Consider the following 16,106-nt stretch of genomic DNA (forward strand, 5'->3'; position numbering starts at 1 on the left):
AGGCTTTTATTGTCTGAAATTGCTTAACAAGAAAATTAGATGCTAAAGCTCGCACCACAACCACAGGTTGAAGTGGCGTTAGGGTTTTGCACCACAAAACGAGAGCCTTCTAGATTCTCTTTGTAATCCACCTCTGAACCTACAAGGTACTGAAAGCTCAACGGATCGACAACCAAGGTCACACCATTGCGCTTTACTTCCGTATCGTCTTCTTGATGTTCTTCGTCAAATGTAAAACCGTATTGGAAGCCGGAGCAACCACCACCGGTTACATAAACACGTAACATCAACCGATCGTTTTCTTCTTCTTCGATCAAAGATTGCAGCTTTGCTGCTGCCGCATCGGTAAACTCAATAGGATCAATCGATTCAACCATACTCATTTCAACACCAATAAACTATTTTAATAGATGGATTATCTGCTTATCCTAGTATTTTAGTCAAGTATTGATCAATGCTCACGAGTAGAACGGAAGCGAACCTGAGGCCACTTTTCTTCCGCCATCATTAAATTTACTCGCGTTGGCGCCAGATACGTTAAATGACCGCCGCCATCAATGGCCAAATTATCGCGGCATTTATTTTTGAATTCTTCAAACTTCTTAGGGTCGTCACACTCTACCCAACGAGCTGTGTTCACATTGACAGGCTCATAAATGCATTCCACCTTGTATTCGTCTTTCAAGCGGTACGCGACCACTTCGTACTGCAATTGCCCCACCGCGCCTACAATGAGTTCATTGTTACGCTGCGGCATAAACAGCTGAGTAGAGCCTTCTTCTGACAATTGCTGAAGGCCTTTTTGTAGCGCCTTCATCTTCATCGGATCTTTTAAACGTACGCGACGGAACAGCTCTGGGGCGAAGTGAGGAATACCGGTAAATTTTAGCTCTTCGCCCTCAGTGAAGGTGTCGCCGATCTGAATCGTACCGTGGTTGTGCAAACCGATGATATCGCCAGAAAACGCTTCTTCTACACCTTCTCGGTCACCCGCCGTAAAAGACACAGCATCCGTTACCTTAATATCTTTTCCAAGACGACAATGACGCATCTTCATGCCACGTCGATAAGTGCCTGAACAAACACGCATAAAGGCAATACGGTCACGGTGTTTTGGGTCCATATTGGCTTGAATTTTAAACACAAAGCCAGAAAACTTCTCTTCTAAAGCGGAGACTTTGCGGCCGTTAGTATCACGATCAATCGGAGACGGCGCCCATTCAACGAACCCATCCAGCATTTCTCGAACACCAAAGTTAGACAAAGCCGTACCAAAAAATACCGGCGTTAGCTGCCCCTCAAGGTAAGCCTCTAATTCGAACTCATGACTCGCACCGCGCACTAACTCTATCTCGTCGACATAGGCTTCCCAGTCATCACCCAGCAAGGCTTTGGCTTCATCTGAATGCAAACCTTCGATACGAACATCGTCCATCAAGGTATGCCCTCGACCCCGAACAAACACATGAATGGTGTCTGTATACAGGTTGTAAACGCCTTTAAAAAAGTCGCTCATGCCAATTGGCCAAGTAATCGGTGCCGCTGCAATTTTCAGCACACTTTCCACTTCGTCTAACAAATCGATTGGATCACGAATATCGCGGTCCATTTTGTTAATAAACGTCAAAATCGGCGTGTCGCGAAGACGACAGACATCCATCAACTTAATGGTTCGATCCTCTACCCCTTTGGCACCATCAATAATCATCAACACGGAATCGACAGCGGTCAGCGTACGGTAAGTATCTTCCGAGAAATCTTCGTGCCCAGGGGTATCCAGCAAATTAACCATACGGTCTTTGTAGGGAAACTGCATCACCGAAGAGGTGATCGAGATACCACGCTGCTGCTCCATTGCCATCCAGTCGGATGTGGCATGCTTATCACCCTTGCGCCCTTTAACAGAACCTGCGGTTTGAATGAGCTGCCCGAGTAATAGTAGCTTTTCGGTAATGGTGGTTTTACCGGCATCTGGGTGCGAGATGATAGCAAAGGTGCGTCGAGTGTTGATTTCGTTGATAAATTCTTGGTTTGCCATGTATAAGTTCTTTTAGTTTGTACTCGGATCTGTACACTTTTTTGGAAGCACTTTGTAAAATCAGTTCTTCGTGGGGTGTTGTCCGTCGTGTGAATTATAATCGGCGACTATTCTCGCTGATCTCAAGGTTATACACAATCACAGATACACCAACGACTGAAACAAGACGAAAACACCCTAGTCTAAAGCACCTTTCAAGCGTAAAAACTGAGACCATTAACCTTTGGCTTGCAACAGTAAACACACCATGATCAAAACAATGCCAATCCAGCCAAGTACTGGAATAAACTCCCCCACGACAATCACAGCCAATGCGGCTGCCACCACAGGTTCAAATAAAGTCAGAACGTTGGCATTACTGGCTTTGACATAGCGCAGGCCAAAACCAAAAGCGATGTAACCCAAGCACATAGGAACTAATGCCATGTAGCTGACTACCAAGATATTAGTAACAGAAGAAAACAAGTTATCGCCGGTGAAAACCAAAGTCGGTAACAGCAACATCGCTCCCAAGCCAAAAATAATACCCATGGCGCTTTGCGAACGCACACCGTCGCTGATCATGGCTTTTGCTCCCCACGAATAGCCAGCATACGTTAGCCCTGCGAGCAGCCCCAACATAACCCCCACTTCTCTAGAATTTAATGTTGTATGAGCTTCTGCAGAAGGTTCACTGAACACCAGTAGCGCAATACCAATGAGCCCAATAACCAAACTCATTAACCAACGCCGAGAAACCATATTATGTTTGCTAAATAGACACTCTAATAGCACTGAAAAAAATGGCGCTGAAGCGATGGAAATCACCGTACCTATGGCCACGCCGGCCAATTGCATCGACGAATAAAATGTCAAGGGGTAAATAGCAAGCGCCAAGGCACTTAACACAATATTGGCTTTATGTTGGCGCAAACGACAAACATCCAGCCCAAAGTGCCTAACAGCCAAGCAGGCTTGAATCACACCACCAACGCCCATAGAAAAAGCACCGATGGCCAAAGGACTAATGTTTGGCGCAAAACTCGCAACCGTACCCGTGGTTCCCCATAGAACAGCGGCAAACAAGATAGACAAACTGCCATATTGATATTGTGTTAATTGAAACATCGCCATAATAACCTTACTGTTCATGTACACTCGATGAAAAACTCTAGTCAAATAATAACTAACAAAAGAGTAGGAGTATTTGCAGAAAAGACGTAAAAACAGTCTGGACAGACGATTTAAGTCAAGCTCTTGAAAAAGCCCGTGGGGAAACACCAAAATACAAAGAAAAACGACGACTAAACGCGGATAAATCGGTATAACCGACTTTTTCAGCAATTAAAACAACAGGCCAGTCAGTGTGCGTGAGTAAAGCCTTCGCCTTCTCCATACGTTGTTGAATAATATATTGATAAACACTCAAGCCTACACATTCTTTAAAGCGCTTTTTAAACTGTGTAGGGCCCAAAAAAGCCGCGGCTGCAAGCACTTCAATACTGAGCGATTGATCAAGTTGCTCTGAGATAATTGTCTGCGCAGAACGAATACGAGAGTCCAGTGCTCCTGTTGTGTCTTGCTGCTCTAGCAACTGATAAAACATAGTAGCTACTAAAAACTCGAGACCGCTATCAACTTGATGTTCAAGTTGTTTCTCAACAAAATATAGAAAGCTCAATAAAGGCGGGGATACCGTAAAAACAAAAGACGTTGTTTTTACTAAATGCATAGGCAGCGCATTCATATCAGCAACAATAAAACGCGCCGCCTCATCGGCTTTAAAAACATGAGTGACACCCGCTGGAATCACCACACACTCTCCCACCATTACCCGATTCAGGTGTTCACCCATATGAATGCTGCCTTTTACCGGCAAAACCAATTGATGGTAAGCATCATGAGCATGGCGATTCAGCTGCTTGGAGTAAGCACGGATACTCAAATTAATTGTCATAATGGCGCTATAATCATGATAAATAAGCAGGTTATCACATGCGCTTTCGATAAGCCGTCTAAGTTACACCGACTTAGTCACACCACCATCCACGCGAAGGCTTTGCCCAGTAATATACGCCGCATCATCTGATAATAGAAAAGCTATTGTATTAGCAATTTCATCAGACTTACCATAACGCCCCATAGGCACCATATCACGGCGCGCTTCTAGCTCAGGTAAACTGTCAATCCAACCTGGCAACACGTTATTCATACGAACATTATTTACCGAATAATCATCGACAAAAATCTTCATAAAACTGGCCAATCCCGCACGAAAGACGGTGGATGTCGGGAAAGTAGCCGTCGGCTCATTCACCCAAGCCGTGGAAATATTCACGATACTGCCGCCACCTTGAGCAACCATAATAGGTGCGACAAGTCGAATGGGGCGAATAGCACTAAGCAAATACACTTCCATACCGAGGTGCCAATCCTCATCGGTGATGTCCAATATTGGGGATCTAGGGCCATGTCCGGCGGAATTAACAAGCGCATCAATTCGCCCCCATTTCTCCATGGTCAAATCAACTAAACGCTGTATATCATTCTCAGATTGGTTAGAGCCGGTCACACCGATCCCGCCTAACTCGTTCGCTAACGCCTCCCCCTTTCCAGACGAAGAAAGAATCGCAACATGATACCCTTCTTTTGCTAATTTGCGCGCCGCAGCGGCTCCCATTCCGGAACCACCAGCCATAATCAATGCTACTTTTTGACTTGTCATACTCTGATCTCCTATGTGTTGGAAAATCAGTATGGCGCATAGACAACCAAATTTCGCGCGATAAAAACACTTGAACAGTGTAGAAAAACTACACCCTAAATAGCAAAAGTACTAGGCAAATCATGGTCATTCAGACAACAACAAAAATAAAAGTGTGCTTGAAAGCAGTACAAAAGAGTGGATAAGTAAAAGGAGAATGGTACGCCCGAGAGGATTTGAACCTCCGGCCTTCGCCTCCGGAGGGCGACGCTCTATCCAGCTGAGCTACGGGCGCATGTGATATCACAATATAAGTCTGGAACGACTTAAGGTGCGTATTCTAAAGGAAATCACTCAGGATTCCAGTGCTTAATGACACAAAGCATTAGATAATGGTGTTTTTCTTTTACGGGCAAGGTGAGTTATAGAGCACTGTGCCAGTTCACTTTCTTTTGGTTTGGAGTATGGGATGTTTTTTGCGGCGACGCGTTTAAAAAAAGTAGTTCTTGGATTATTTGCTTTCACGCTGCTAACTCTTAGCAACATGGCCAATGCCGAGCGCTCCGGTGAAAAAATATTTTACACTTACTGTGTGGCATGTCACATGAGCGGTGTAGCTGGCGCACCAAAATTAGGCAGCCGTGCCGATTGGCAACCTCATGTGGATAAAAGTATGGAAACCTTACTTAAAAATTCGATCAGCGGCATCAAGGCGATGCCACCACGGGGCATGTGTTCTAATTGTACTGACGAGGAAATGCAAAGCACCATTCAATTTATGATCGACAGCACCAAATAATCCGTTTATTAAACTGGCTAACCATTCAACATAGCTTTGAGTGCCGATAACGACGCCTGCCCGCGCTCTTTTTTGGCACTTTCTCCTTCATCGCCACGCCCTTCCCAAACCAAGTCTTCCTCTGGCAATTCGTCTAAAAAGCGACTCGGTAAACAGTCAATCTCCTCACCGTATTGGCGACGTTTTGCTGCCATGGTAATGCACAAGGTTTTTTTCGCACGAGTAATGCCCACATACGCCAGTCGGCGCTCTTCTTCAATGTCGTCATTTTCGATGCTATTGCGATGGGGTAACAACTCTTCTTCACAGCCCAACAAAAACACATGGGGGTATTCAAGCCCTTTAGAAGCATGAAGCGTCAGCAGCTGCACCTTATCTTCGTCTTCCTCTTCTTCCTGACGCTCTAACATATCGATCAATAGCAACTTGCTAATCGCCTGATCTAACCCGGCGGTTTCATCGTCTTCCCACGCCGATTCCATCATGCGCTGGATCGAATCTAACAAAAATCGCACGTTTTCAATACGACGATCGCCCGCTTTAGAGGAGGAAGTTTGTTCTTGAATCCAGCCATAATAATCCATGTCATGAATCATTTGTTCAATCACAGGCACAGGCGACGCCCCTTCTAGGCGCTGTCGCAAAGTGGACATCCAATGTTCAAACTCTCGTAAACTTTTCAGTGAGCGACCAGATACTGTTTCATCTAGCTCTTGATAGCCCGAAGCTTCAAACAAGCTGATACCACGTTCTGTGGCTAAATTCCCGACCTTTTCCAAAGTCGCAGGGCCAATTTCACGACGGGGCAAATTCACAATGCGCAAAAACGCATTATCGTCCGATGGGTTCACCAAAAGACGCAAATAGCTCATCAAATCTTTGATTTCTGCTCGAGCAAAAAACGACGTGCCACCGTTCATCTTGTAGGGGATACGGTACGCTTGCAGCTTGATTTCCAACAATCGTGCCTGATGGTTACCGCGGTATAAAATGGCAAAATCTCGGTAAGGAATCTCATGACGCAAATGACGGGACTGAATCTCGGCGGCCACTCGTTCTGACTCGGCGTCTTCGTTGCGCGTCACCATAATACGAATCGGATCGCCCACTTCGTGGTCACTCCACAAGGCTTTATCGTGAATGTGGGGGTTATTGGCAATGAGCGTATTGGCGGCTTTTAATATGGTTTTGGTGGAACGGTAATTTTGCTCCAATTTGACTAACTTGAGCGTCGGATAATCCACCGACAGACGCTCTAAATTCTCAGGGCGCGCACCACGCCACGCATAAATAGACTGATCATCGTCCCCCACTAAGGTAAAGCAACAACGAAAACCCGCCAACAGGCGAATTAGTTCGTACTGGCTGGCGTTGGTGTCTTGGCACTCGTCCACCAGCAAATAACGCACTTTTTTCTGCCAGCGATCACGCAATTCTTGATCCGCCATCAACAAGCTCACTGGCAATAAAATCAGATCGTCAAAGTCCACCGCATTATAAGCGCGTAAATAACGCTGATATTGCACATACACCTGCGCCGCCAGCAAAAACTCTTCCGTATCGGCATTGGTCATAGCTTCTTGGGGCGTGGTCAGATCGTTCTTCCAGTTCGAAATCGTATGCTGACAATAAGCCGCAGAATCCATTTGACCGTTGAATTCTTTGTCTAAAATTTCTTTTACCAAGCTCAAGGAGTCTTGCGCATCAAACAGCGTGAAGCCTTCTTTTAAGCCAGCGCGACGAAACTCTTTACGCAAAATTCGCAAGCCTAAATTATGAAAAGTTGAAATACTCAAACCGCGGCTTTCCGACTTAGACAGCATGCCTACTACCCGCTCTTTCATCTCACGCGCGGCTTTATTAGTAAAGGTAACCGCAATAATGCTACTGGCCTTAAAACCACAGGTTTGAATCAAATAAGCGATTTTCGTCGTAATTACACTGGTTTTTCCCGACCCAGCACCAGCCAAAACCAATAACGGCCCATCAATCTTTTTCACCGCATCAAGCTGACGCTCATTCAAATTACGCAGACGTTGGGAAATAGACGGTAAAGACTGACTCATGGAAAAACCTGGCTCACAAAGCGATAAAAAATCAGCGCTAAGTGTAACCGACAATACGCCTTGTCGCACGACCGCAATAAATAAATGCGTGCCTCAAGACGACACAGCCGTTGCTAAGGTTTTTTCCATTTTTCGATAACTTAACGATTCCATCAGGTGCGCTCGAGTCACGGTTGAGTCGCTCAGGTCGGCTAGGGTCAGGGCGACTTTTAAGACTCGATGATAAGCACGGGCTGATAATTTGAGTTTTTCTAACGCTTGTTGCATGAAGCGTTTGTCCTCGTCGCTGAGGGCGCAGATGCTTTCCAGTTGTCGGCCACTGAGCAAGGCATTCTGTACACCTTGCCTTGCGCGTTGCCGTTCTACGGCGCGCTCTACTCGCTTGCGAACGCTGGCGCTGCACTCACCTTCTTCTTGCGCGTTGACGAGTATGTCTGATGGCAAAGGCGGCACCTCTACGTGCAAATCAATACGATCTAAAAAAGGCGCGGAGAGTTTTTTAAGGTATTTTTGACTGGCGCTGGATTGGTAGTAATCTTGCCCACCACTGTAGGCTTCGTTGCTTGCGTTCATAGCAGCGACCAGTTGAAATCGAGCCGGAAACGTCACCTGACTGCGCGCTCGGGAGATATGAACCTCGCCATTTTCAAGAGGTTCGCGCAGTACTTCGAGGACTTTACGGTCAAATTCAGGCAATTCATCTAAAAAAAGCACGCCACAGTGCGCCAAAGACGCTTCGCCAGGTTTAGGAATCGACCCACCGCCTACCAAGGCTGCAGCCGAACAAGAATGGTGCGGCGAGCGAAAAGGACGTTCCGACCAATGCCAATCTAGCCCCATTTTTCGACCCGCGACGGATTGCACCGATGCCACAGCTAAGGCTTCTGCTTCGGTCATCGCGGGCATAATACTCGGCAAGCGGGACGCCAGCATGGTTTTGCCCGTTCCTGCAGGACCAATAAACAACAGGTTGTGTCCCCCCGCCGCCGCGACCTCTAAGGCGCGTCTTGCTTGATACTGACCTTTCACATCGCGCATGTCTTTATGGTCCAGTGGCAGCGGCTCACTGGGTTTAGACACACACTCAGGCAAAGTCGTTTGTTTGAGTAAGTGGGCGGTTACTTGCGTTAGATGCTTGGCAAAGACGGCGTTACTTTCTACTAGCGACGCTTCTTGCTGATTGTCTTCTGGCAAAATCAGTTGTCGATTCGCTTGGTGACAAGCAATCGCCGAAGGCAGTAACCCAGGTACGCCACGAATATCGCCCGATAAAGCCAACTCACCAATGAACTCTATGTCGCGTAACTGAATGTCTCCCAGCTGCCCCGACGCCACCAGCACACTGATCGCAATCGCTAAGTCGTAACGCCCGCCTTCTTTGGGCAGATCCGCTGGGGCCAAATTAATCGTGACTCTTCTGGTGGGAAACTCAAAGTGGCTGTTGATAATGGCGCTGCGAACCCTATCTTTCGATTCTCGAACAGCAGCTTCCGGCAGGCCGACAATATTTAACGAGGGCAAACCATTGGATATGTGGGTTTCTACTGTTACTAAAGGGGAAGACACGCCAACACGGGCGCGACTGTAAATCGTGGCTAAACTCATGATCACTCCTTGATCGTTTCCTGTCATCCTAGTGGGCAATCCGGCTCACTCTTTTTCACGTATTTAAATACACTGATGTTACACGCACAATGAGAGCTTATTATGAAACCCCATCGCATTAATCCCAATAAACTATTGCTGTCTAAATGGACATCAACCACGCCCAAACAAAAAGAAAAACACTTCATCGTGACCAAGCTCATTCGCGATGAAAACGATCTAGTAGTCGATTGTCTTGTAGAAGCAGTGATCAACCGCCAACAATATCAACTGCCTTGGCAGACACTCACCTCACCAGAAGAGTGGCTGCAAGGCTGGAAATAACGCTGTCGGTTTGCTATCTATTTAGTCGTATTGCTCTAGTTCGTTCAAGCGGGCTTCGAGCAAAGCAAGTTTTTCACGGTACTTAGCCAGCATGGCAGCTTGCACTTCAAATTCTTCTCGTGTCACCAAGTCCATCTTACTCAAGGTATTGCGTGCCACTTCATGGAGCTGAGACTGGATTTCTTCTTTTGGTAATTTACCAAGCGTTTCTGCTGCTTGCTCTAATCCTGTGCCTAACTGTTTTATAAATTGATCAATCATGTGATTCTCATCCGAGCCTAATACAATATAAGTACAGTATAGAGACCCAACCACGTGCTAGACAAGCCATCTATGTTACCTTGCCTTTTGAGAAGCGCCATCTGATAGCACTCGCATTTAAAGATAAGATCATAATTGCCTCTTTTTTGTGCGCACACCTGAAAGCGCCCCTACAAAATACGCTAATACAAGCAGGTTAACGAGGAAAAGCAACTATGCACTTTGATTAGACTTTTTCACGCCAGAGCAATGAGATAAAGGCTTTCCAAAGAATAACTCGTCTCGCGCGCACTTTAATCGCACCAAGTTGACGCAACGCACAAGCAAGTCACACCAATATGCCGCACTAAATCAGCCCGGTGGATGCACTCTGTTCTTTCATAAAGCCAACAATATCCTGACAAAGCCCGTATTCTCTAGGCGTGCACACTTATGGCACGCATATTGAATAAAGCTATTCACCTGCGATACGACAATAAATACTGACTTTTAAAGGAGACAGTGGGTATGAAGCTTATTACTGCCATCATCAAGCCATTTAAACTCGATGATGTTCGAGAAGCACTTTCTGAAATCGGTGTTCAAGGGATCACCGTAACAGAAGTGAAAGGTTTCGGACGTCAAAAAGGCCACACGGAATTATACCGTGGCGCTGAATACGTAGTGGATTTTTTACCTAAGGTAAAAATTGAACTTGCCATTGCAGACGACATGATTGACCAAGTGGTCGAAGCCATTACAAGTGCTGCAAACACCGGCAAAATTGGCGACGGTAAAATCTTTATCGTTAACCTTGAGCAAGCGGTTCGTATTCGTACCGGTGAGACTGGCGTAGAAGCCGTTTAGTCACGGCTGACTCATAAAAGCCTTAGGGGGGCGAAACATGCAAGATCAAATTTTTCACTTACAATATGCAATGGACACCTTTTACTTCTTGGTGTGCGGTGCGCTGGTTATGTGGATGGCAGCTGGATTTGCCATGTTGGAAGCAGGTTTAGTACGTGCTAAAAACACCACTGAAATCCTGACCAAGAACGTGGCCTTGTTTGCCATTTCTTGCATCATGTACCTAGTTTGTGGCTACTCTGTCATGTACGGTGGCGAGTGGTTCCTTTCTGGTATCCAAGACGTTGACGTTGCATCTACTTTGACAGACTTTGCTGGTCGTGAAGGCGGCTTTGAAGGCGGTTCAATTTACTCTGGCGCATCTGACTTTTTCTTCCAAGTTGTGTTCGTTGCAACCGCCATGTCTATCGTATCCGGCGCCGTTGCTGAGCGTATGAAGCTTTGGGCTTTCTTAGCGTTCGCTGTGGTAATGACTGGTTTTATCTACCCAATGGAAGGTAACTGGACATGGGGCGGTGGTTCTGTTTTCGGTATGTTTAGCCTTGGCGACCTTGGTTTTACTGACTTTGCCGGTTCCGGTATCGTACACATGGCTGGTGCTTCTGCCGCTCTAGCTGGTGTTATCGTATTGGGCGCTCGTAAAGGTAAATATGGTCCAAACGGCGAAGTACGCGCTATTCCTGGTGCTAACCTACCTCTAGCAACGCTAGGTACTTTCATCCTTTGGATGGGTTGGTTCGGCTTCAACGGTGGTTCTGTATTGAAGCTTGGCGATATCGCTAGCTCAAATGCGGTTGCCATGGTGTTCTTGAACACAAACGCAGCAGCAGCCGGTGGTGCCATTGGTGCGCTTATCTTGGCTCGTATCCTATTCGGCAAAGCTGACCTAACCATGCTTCTTAACGGTGCATTGGCTGGTTTGGTTGCTATTACAGCCGGTCCTGATACACCAACCGCTCTAGGCGCTACGCTAATTGGTGTTGTTGGTGGTCTGATTGTTGTGGTTTCTATCTTGACGCTAGACAAACTTAAAATCGATGATCCAGTGGGCGCTATCTCTGTTCACGGTGTAGTTGGTCTTTGGGGCTTGCTAGCTGTGCCACTAACTAACGATGGCACAACCTTCGGCGGACAAATCGCTGGTGCATTGACCATCTTCGTTTGGGTATTCGTAACAAGCCTTGTGGTTTGGTTGATTATCAAAGCCATCATGGGTGTTCGTGTTAGCGAAGAAGAAGAATACGAAGGTGTGGATCTTTCTGAATGTGGTATGGAAGCGTACCCAGAATTCAGCAAAAAATAATCTGATCGTTTAACCTCTTGGTTAAAGTACAGAACCCTCGCCTCGGCGGGGGTTTTGTTTTTTTGAAGACGGAGTATTATTCCACCCTACCAATCAAGCATGCACCGAGCGACTCACGCTAAGCTGCCGCACACAATAGCCATGCCGATACGACTCAGCAGAGGACACCGAACACCATGATAGAAGATTTACATTTAACCATTCGTAACCTCACCAACAACGATTACGAACAAGTCAAAACTCTGATGGACAAGGTGTATCACGATATTGGTGGTTCTTGGCCTGAACATACTATTCACCAATTGATCAAAGATTTTCCAGAAGGCCAAATTTGCCTCGAAGACCACGGTAAAATCGTAGGTATCGCCCTATCGGTACAGGTCAGTTATCAGCGTTTCAGTAACCCGCATACCTACGATGATTTAGTCGATCAAAAAGAAAATATCTTAAACGACGCCATGGGCGATGCCATGTATGGGCTAGATGCACTCATCGCACCAGAGTACCGCGGCTACCGCCTTGGACGACGCCTCTACGAAGCGCGAAAAGAACTTTGTCGCCAACACAATTTGCGCGCCATTTTGGCCGGCGGTCGTATCCCGAATTATCACGAGCATGCCCATGAGATGAACCCAGCCGAATACTTAGAAGCGGTTCGCGAACGTCGAATATACGACCCTATCTTGACCTTCCAGCTGTCAAACGACTTTCAAGTCACTCGCCTACTAAAGCGCTACATGCCAGAAGATGAAAAATCCCAAGGTTATGCAACACTATTAGAGTGGAAGAACATCTTTTTTGAACCCGACACTAACGTTATCCGCTCCCGTAAAACACAAGTGCGTATCGGTGCGATCCAGTGGCAAATGCGTGAAGTCGAAAGCGTCGATGAGTTACTCAAACAAGTGGAATACTTCATTGATGCCGTGTCTGATTACAAAAGTGATTTCGTACTGTTTCCTGAATTTTTCAATGCGCCTTTAATCGGACTCAGCCCAGATCAAAGCAACCAGACCGAAGCCATCCGCTTTTTGGCTAGTTTTACAGAGCGCTTCAAAAATGAAATGAGCCAGTTCGCGGTGGGTTACAACATCAACGTCATCACCGGCTCCATGCCCGTTATCGAAGACGACATTGTGTATAACGTGAGTTATTTGTGTCGCCGCGACGGCACCGTTGAAGAACAAAAGAAAATCCACATCACGCCACACGAACGTCGTGATTGGGTCATTCAAGGGGGCAACGAAATACGTGTCTTTAACACCGACGCAGGCCGTGTCGGCATCTTGATTTGCTACGATGTGGAGTTCCCAGAGCTAGGTCGTTTATTGGCCGAGCAAGACATGGACATTTTGTTTGTACCTTTCTGGACAGACACCAAAAACGGCTACCTACGCGTACGTCGCTGCGCTCAAGCCCGCGCCATTGAAAACGAATGTTACGTGGTAATTTGTGGTAGTTGCGGTAATTTACCGCAAGTCGAAAACTTAGACATTCAGTACGCTCAAAGCTCGGTATTTTCACCGTCTGACTTCTCTTATCCACATGATGCGGTCATGGCTGAAACTACGGCAAACACTGAGATGATCATGTTCTCTGATTTGGATTTAGACAAGTTGAAATTGACTCGAAGCGAAGGCTCCGTAAATAACTTAAAAGATCGCCGTACAGATCTTTATGCCCTAAATTGGAAAAAACAACCGTAAACAACAGAAAATAGGACGACCATGGCCAAAGCAAAAACCGCCTTTGTCTGCAATGAATGCGGCGCAGATTACGCAAAATGGCAAGGACAGTGCTCGTCTTGTCAGGCGTGGAATTCACTGTCTGAAATACGCTTAACATCGGGCAAAACTTCTGCTCGCGTGGCTGCCAGCCAGGACCCTCGCTATCAAGGTTACGCGGGGGCGGTAACTGGCATTCAGAATTTATCGGACATTGACCTAGGCGATGTGCCTCGCTTTAGCTCAGGCGCCAAAGAATTCGATCGTGTACTCGGCGGCGGTTTGGTTCCTGGTGGCGTGGTATTAATCGGCGGCTCACCTGGCGCGGGCAAAAGTACGCTTTTGTTACAAACTATGTGCTGGCTTGCTGAACAACAAAGCGCTCTATATGTGACAGGTGAGGAGTCGCTGCAGCAAGTCGCCATGCGTGCTCAACGCCTGGGCTTGCCGACGCAAAGTCTAAAAATGCTCTCAGAAACCAACGTAGAAGCCATTTTAACCATTGCTCAACAGATTAAACCCAAGATCATGGTCATTGACTCGATTCAGGTCATGCATCTCGACGGCGTCGAATCCGCGCCAGGTAGCGTATCGCAAGTACGTGAAAGCGCGGCGGTGTTAACGCGTTTTGCCAAACAAACTCAAACCGCCGTTTTACTGGTCGGTCACGTCACTAAGGACGGCACGCTCGCGGGGCCAAAAGTGCTTGAGCACATGGTAGATTGCTCGGTCTTACTGGAGGGCTCAGAAGATTCTCGCTTTCGCACGTTGCGCGGTATGAAAAACCGCTTTGGCGCCGTCAACGAATTGGGCGTATTTGCTATGTTGGAAAATGGCCTCAAAGAGGTCAAAAACCCCAGCTCGATCTTTCTAAACCGCAGCAGTCATCCCGCGGCCGGCAGCTTAGTCATGGTCGTTTGGGAAGGCACCCGTCCCTTGCTGGTGGAACTGCAGGCTTTGGTAGATGATTCGGCGCTTGGCAATCCAAGGCGCGTCACCGTAGGATTTGATCATAACCGTTTGGCCATGTTGCTCGCGGTGTTGCATAAACACGGCGGTTTACTGACCTCGGATCAAGATGTGTATCTCAACGTGGTCGGTGGCGTCAAAGTGCTGGAAACCAGTGCCGATTTAGCCGCCATTGCCGCGGTGGTATCGAGCTTTCGTGATCGAGTATTACCACACGATCTCGTTGTGCTGGGCGAAGTGGGCTTATCTGGGGAAATTCGCCCTGTGCCATCGGGTCAAGAGCGCATCAGCGAAGCCGCCAAACACGGCTTCACTCGCGCTGTGGTACCCAAGGCTAATTGTCCGAAAAAGCCCATAGAAGGTATGAAGGTCATTGGGGTCGATCGACTATCGGAAGCGTTAGACGCTATTTTTGAAAATGGATGATTATGGAAAGGCGTCTTTCGTGGTGAATAAATCAGCCTCTGGTGATTCTTGGATACCGTCAGCGTCCATACCATAGGGCAAGGCTTTGGCGGAATCGGCAGCCAAACGATCTTGTCGAGCTTTAAGCAGACGCGCCCGACGCTGTTTGCACAGCTCCAATACATGATGGCGCGCTTCATTGCTTAAGGAAAACCAATGAAAGCGCTCTTCTCGACTGCGTAAACAGCCTTTGCAAAAACCTTTGGCGCTGTTTTCACACACACCTCGACAGGGGCTTTCTATGGCAAACAATTCTATTTGTTCCATCTAGCCTCCTGTTTATTCACTCACATTATTGCGTGGCTAACCGAAAATCATAGGTTTCTTCTGGGGATAAAAAGTACACTCTTTCCGCGGGCGCGGCATCCAGTGAGAACCAATAGAACCGCTCCGGCACGCCCATTTCCAAGTAAAAATTCACATACACAGCATGCACAGGGTCGGCAATATTCAGATTTTCGGCTCGGGTTAAAGAGCCATCAGACCAAGCATGCACACCCACACCAGCCCCTCCGCCAATGGTGCGATTCACGCCCCCTAAAAATAAATCGACGCCGCCAGACAACACATAGCCTGTTGGCGCAATATGGGTATTTAGCCCTAAGCGACGAATAAGACGAGCGCCCTCCATGGTCGCCTGCTGATCAACCGAGCCTGGTACATCCACCAGCACCAGATCAGTAACATTTGGATACGCTTCTATTAGATCACTCAACTGTGCGGCCAAATCACTGCCCAGCACACCAAACAAATACGCCACGTTGCCTTCCACCTCGGCACTAAAAGAACCATTTACATCCTCTTGCTGCGGCTTACTCGATGAAGCACAGCCAGACAACACAAGCACTACAAGGCATAACAGCCATGGCGAAAGAGCGAAGTTCCATTTTTTGCAGTTCATCACAGGCTCAATACAGGAAAAGAAAACATCATAGCATTGAGAAATACGAGGTCAAAGAAAGGATGGCCGCTCATCGAAGATGAACGGCCATTAAACAAACTCAAAACAAGGTCACTCGTGTG

Annotated in this window: 16 protein-coding genes and 1 tRNA gene; 6 read left to right on the forward strand and 11 right to left on the reverse strand. The window is 47.2% G+C overall.

From position 1 onward, the window contains the following. Nucleotides 1-35 precede the first annotated feature (35 nt). The 6 genes from erpA to J9B83_RS01185 form a co-directional block, all read right to left on the reverse strand. Entirely contained in the window at nt 36-383 is a 348-nt protein-coding gene (erpA, locus tag J9B83_RS01160) for an iron-sulfur cluster insertion protein ErpA (protein WP_110575191.1), read from the reverse strand. Nucleotides 384-451: 68 nt separating this feature from the next. After that, nucleotides 452-2,038 (reverse strand): peptide chain release factor 3, encoded by a 1,587-nt coding sequence (locus J9B83_RS01165; RefSeq protein ID WP_211534845.1) that lies wholly within the window; start codon nt 2,036-2,038, stop codon nt 452-454. A gap of 216 nt (nt 2,039-2,254) precedes the next feature. Beyond that, nucleotides 2,255-3,169, reverse strand: a complete 915-nt coding sequence (locus tag J9B83_RS01170; protein WP_236037037.1) for a DMT family transporter — start codon at nt 3,167-3,169, stop codon at nt 2,255-2,257. Between the two features lie 97 nt (nt 3,170-3,266). After that, nucleotides 3,267-3,974 carry a helix-turn-helix domain-containing protein gene (locus J9B83_RS01175; protein ID WP_211534847.1) on the reverse strand — a complete coding sequence of 236 codons (708 nt, stop codon included), beginning with the start codon at nt 3,972-3,974 and terminating at the stop codon, nt 3,267-3,269. Nucleotides 3,975-4,037: 63 nt separating this feature from the next. Next, nucleotides 4,038-4,742, reverse strand: coding sequence for an SDR family oxidoreductase (locus J9B83_RS01180; RefSeq protein ID WP_211534849.1), 705 nt, complete (start codon nt 4,740-4,742; stop codon nt 4,038-4,040). A gap of 197 nt (nt 4,743-4,939) precedes the next feature. Continuing rightward, a tRNA-Arg gene (locus J9B83_RS01185) sits at nt 4,940-5,016 on the reverse strand. A gap of 174 nt (nt 5,017-5,190) precedes the next feature. Here J9B83_RS01185 and J9B83_RS01190 point away from each other — a divergent pair. After that, the gene (locus tag J9B83_RS01190) at nt 5,191-5,520 is read left to right on the forward strand and encodes a c-type cytochrome (RefSeq protein ID WP_211534851.1); all 330 of its coding nucleotides are present in this window, start codon (nt 5,191-5,193) and stop codon (nt 5,518-5,520) included. A 17-nt stretch (nt 5,521-5,537) separates the two neighbouring features. Here J9B83_RS01190 and rep read toward each other — a convergent pair whose 3' ends face one another. Both rep and J9B83_RS01200 read right to left on the reverse strand, forming a co-directional pair. Further along, on the reverse strand, nt 5,538-7,586 hold the full coding sequence (gene rep / locus J9B83_RS01195) for a DNA helicase Rep (protein WP_211534852.1): 2,049 nt from the start codon (nt 7,584-7,586) through the stop codon (nt 5,538-5,540). Between the two features lie 93 nt (nt 7,587-7,679). Continuing rightward, on the reverse strand, nt 7,680-9,191 hold the full coding sequence (locus tag J9B83_RS01200; protein WP_211534854.1) for a YifB family Mg chelatase-like AAA ATPase: 1,512 nt from the start codon (nt 9,189-9,191) through the stop codon (nt 7,680-7,682). 102 nt (nt 9,192-9,293) lie between these two features. Here J9B83_RS01200 and J9B83_RS01205 point away from each other — a divergent pair, with 102 nt between their 5' ends. Then, entirely contained in the window at nt 9,294-9,515 is a 222-nt protein-coding gene (locus J9B83_RS01205; RefSeq protein ID WP_211534856.1) for a TIGR02450 family Trp-rich protein, read from the forward strand. 21 nt (nt 9,516-9,536) lie between these two features. Here the strand turns inward: J9B83_RS01205 and J9B83_RS01210 are convergent, their stop codons facing one another. Beyond that, nucleotides 9,537-9,776, reverse strand: coding sequence for an accessory factor UbiK family protein (locus tag J9B83_RS01210; RefSeq protein WP_211534857.1), 240 nt, complete (start codon nt 9,774-9,776; stop codon nt 9,537-9,539). 507 nt (nt 9,777-10,283) lie between these two features. Here J9B83_RS01210 and glnK point away from each other — a divergent pair. The 4 genes from glnK (at nt 10,284) to radA (ending at nt 15,044) form a co-directional block, all read left to right on the forward strand. Further along, complete coding sequence (glnK, locus tag J9B83_RS01215; RefSeq protein WP_211534859.1) at nt 10,284-10,622, forward strand: P-II family nitrogen regulator; 339 nt, start codon at nt 10,284-10,286, stop codon at nt 10,620-10,622. A gap of 37 nt (nt 10,623-10,659) precedes the next feature. After that, complete coding sequence (locus tag J9B83_RS01220) at nt 10,660-11,925, forward strand: ammonium transporter (protein ID WP_211534860.1); 1,266 nt, start codon at nt 10,660-10,662, stop codon at nt 11,923-11,925. Nucleotides 11,926-12,101: 176 nt separating this feature from the next. Next, nucleotides 12,102-13,631, forward strand: coding sequence for a carbon-nitrogen hydrolase family protein (locus J9B83_RS01225; RefSeq protein ID WP_211534865.1), 1,530 nt, complete (start codon nt 12,102-12,104; stop codon nt 13,629-13,631). A gap of 21 nt (nt 13,632-13,652) precedes the next feature. Then, nucleotides 13,653-15,044, forward strand: a complete 1,392-nt coding sequence (radA, locus tag J9B83_RS01230; RefSeq protein ID WP_211534881.1) for a DNA repair protein RadA — start codon at nt 13,653-13,655, stop codon at nt 15,042-15,044. Here radA and J9B83_RS01235 read toward each other — a convergent pair whose 3' ends face one another. Together J9B83_RS01235 and J9B83_RS01240 are read right to left on the reverse strand one after the other, a co-directional pair. Next, nucleotides 15,045-15,350, reverse strand: coding sequence for a DUF1289 domain-containing protein (locus J9B83_RS01235; protein WP_211534886.1), 306 nt, complete (start codon nt 15,348-15,350; stop codon nt 15,045-15,047). Nucleotides 15,351-15,375: 25 nt separating this feature from the next. Further along, nucleotides 15,376-15,984 (reverse strand): COG3904 family protein, encoded by a 609-nt coding sequence (locus tag J9B83_RS01240; RefSeq protein ID WP_211534888.1) that lies wholly within the window; start codon nt 15,982-15,984, stop codon nt 15,376-15,378. Nucleotides 15,985-16,106 lie beyond the last annotated feature (122 nt).

The organism is Marinomonas vulgaris, from assembly GCF_018145875.1.
GTDB lineage: Bacteria > Pseudomonadota > Gammaproteobacteria > Pseudomonadales > Marinomonadaceae > Marinomonas > Marinomonas vulgaris.